This is a genomic window from Fusibacter sp. (assembly GCF_057447755.1).
Genome location: NZ_JBVBZF010000401.1, coordinates 1 through 2,882, shown reverse-complemented (window position 1 = coordinate 2,882; position 2,882 = coordinate 1). Strand labels below are relative to the sequence as shown.

Annotated in this window: 2 protein-coding genes; both read right to left on the bottom strand. The window is 39.4% G+C overall.

The features are described from left to right. Window positions 1-216: 216 nt before the first annotated feature. Window positions 217-1,962 (bottom strand): hypothetical protein, encoded by a 1,746-nt coding sequence (locus tag AC220I_RS20840; protein ID WP_486725794.1) that lies wholly within the window; start codon window positions 1,960-1,962, stop codon window positions 217-219. Window positions 1,963-1,981: 19 nt separating this feature from the next. Beyond that, a partial coding sequence (locus AC220I_RS20835) for a phage tail protein (protein ID WP_486725793.1) occupies window positions 1,982-2,882 on the bottom strand: 901 nt, incomplete at its 5' end.

Sequence of the window (2,882 nt, the reverse complement as noted above, 5' to 3'; positions counted from 1 at the left end):
TACCACTTATTTATGTTATTTGATTATGATTATATACCGTATTTAAGCTATTGAACAGCAACTTATACATAAAAAACTGAACTTACGTTTGCAATTCCAATGGTTACGAAAAAGCGGAAGTTAGTTTTTCAATTAACGAAAACAGAACCACCCCCATAATCTACCGAATAATCTAAGGTGGATTATGAGGGTGGCTATATTAATCCCTAGGAGGATTTATGACTCGTTTTCTACCACAACAAAGGCAGATAGACTTTCGTGATAGTCTGGTATATCTGCGATGACTTCGTAAACGCCTTCAACGCTTGGACTCATATATACGCCATTGGCATCGATTTCACCGCCATTTTCTTCCTTGATGCGCCATGTACAAGGTACGGGTTGGCCATCTTTGAAGACGTTAAAGCTGATCTTTGTCCTGATCTTTACCTTTGACATAGAGGGTTGAATCATGAGCTGGTTTTTACCGCCGAGCATTGAGTCATAGTGTCGATTTACCTTGGAAGCAGACCATTTGACTACGAGTTCGCTTCGACCATAGCTTTCTAAGAACTGAATGCCCACTAGGAAAGTCCCCTTGTTTTTATAGTTGATACTCGCCGTTTTAACCAGAGGGACCACAGGCTCGTAATTGGTTTTTTCGAACAAGTCATAGTCACCAAATACCATTTGATTTTGATATCCAAAAGCAGCATCCCCTTCACTCGTCTCTGAATCTACAGCAAGCTGAATAAAGACTTCACCAGCACCCAGGCCATGTTCAATTTCTTCTGAGAAGAATTTCTCTTTAGGGTCTACCTTATCGTTGAACATGAAGGTAATGCTTCCGGTGGTTGAACTGATTTCTGGAAGTGCTCGAACGTCCGCCGGTTGGTGCATGGTTAAATTTTCACTTACGATAGACTGGTCTGTGGATTTGATCTTTTGAAAGGCATCAAGCTGCCTGATCTTTGATAATTGAAAATTACCAAGTAACTGATTAAAGGGGTCGTTGGTCAAGGACTCAATTACATATGTGCGGTCCGTTTTTAGAACTTTGAGCTTAGCGAGGCAAATTTGATCACCTGCTGAAGCAGCCATTAAGTCATCCAGTGATAAAGTTCTGTATTTATGCTCAATTTGATCGAGCTTTGAAAGGTTACTGATTTGAACGGCATGCTTAAGCGAGATATCCAAATGGTCGACTTGGACGCTTTCAGAAAACAATGTAAAACCTGAAAGCTCTATTAAGTCATCCTGTGGTGGTACTTTACTGACATCAAAATGCCATGCCATTTGATAGGCATCATCTCTTTGAACGAGGGATTCGTCAAAAGAGAGTAAAATCTCCTGACCATAATTGATGAATTGGGATTTCAAAGTAATATTGATTTTTACAACGTCACTCATCTGCTTGCGATATACTTCAAGATAGGCGTTAAAGCCCTCATCAGAGTTGGTCACATGATCTAGCTTTAGAAATATGGTAAAAGTATCATCATCTACTAATGTAAACTGTTTCAGGGCAATCAAATCAAGTAAAGTGTGCTCAGAGCTAGGAACATCTGCGGTAAGTGAAAGCTGATAATCCTCAAGGACCCGATTGTATTCACTTTCATCCTGAGACACGTTATGTACTGCTTCCTTAGGTTCTTCGTGATAGCTGATGTTCAAGTAGACATCTCCATAATCCGGTAGACCATCAAAGCCTGAAATCACAGATAATCTGCTTGTGAAAGGCGATTCGCTGACAATTTCTCTTCCGAGATAATCCAGTGCCACACCTGGCTCAATTAAAAGGGTCTTGTCATCTACTGTGATCACATTTAGGCCAGCAAGAATCCCTGGACCCATTAATATTCGGTTCATAAGACGTCGTTTGTCGTTAAAGTACTTCTGTTCAATTTCAAAATCTCTAACGGTTAAGAGTTTTCCGTAAAAATAGCGATTGCGTTCAAATGGAATTAGTTTATGATTATTCACGTCGATCATCCTTTCTCACTTATTCATGGCTGATGACACCCATTGAAAGCATGGAGCGTTCATCCAGTTTAATATCAGTTTGATGATAAATATAGGAGTTAATACCAAGATAAGCATAGTCATCCAAAATCATATAAGGGTTAATAGGAGCGATTTTGTATGTGACCTGTGCTGGTATATAGTTCCTGATAATTTGATTTAGAGCATTAAATTTTGCTTTATTGGTAATGATATCCGCTTGAATTAATAAAGTGAAGCCAAACGGATGGTTCATATACAGCCGTTCATAAAGTGATTTCTGAGTGTTCAAGTTTTTAAAATCCTTTAGTTCCACAATCAATGGCTCTTCCCCAGTAAAAAGCGTGATGAGCTTTATAAGGCCCTCTTTAGTCCCTCTCTTCTGGTTAAGCTCATGGTAGTTCTTCAAGAGGTTTCTCTTCTGTTCCTCCGTAAAATACTGAAAGCTGTCGATTGGCAACCATTCATTCAGAGTGTTGAGAAAGGATGTCTTGGTCTTAGTGGGAACATAGACTTCTGGCATGTTGTCAACAATGCCTTCTAGATCATCAAAGACCGTTTGAAATATGGCCAGATAACGTTTTAAAAAATCTTGGTTCTCGGCATAAATCTGAGGAAGGTATTGAATCCATGATTCAGCTTGATAGTGAACCTCAATCCCCTTAATGTAATCTGACTCACCCTCTGATATGAGCTCAAACCAGTATATTAAATAGCGGCCCTTATGGTCTGTTATCAAGATATCGTTTAGATTTTCATGCTTTTGAGGATTCAAAAGCTTTAGTTTTTCAATCAAGGAATATGGCGCGAGGGCTTTTTTCTCGATGGCTTCTTTAACATCAATCAGGACCTTACCATCTTGAACCAATAGCTGGTCAAGAGCCACGGTGTAGAAGATCACT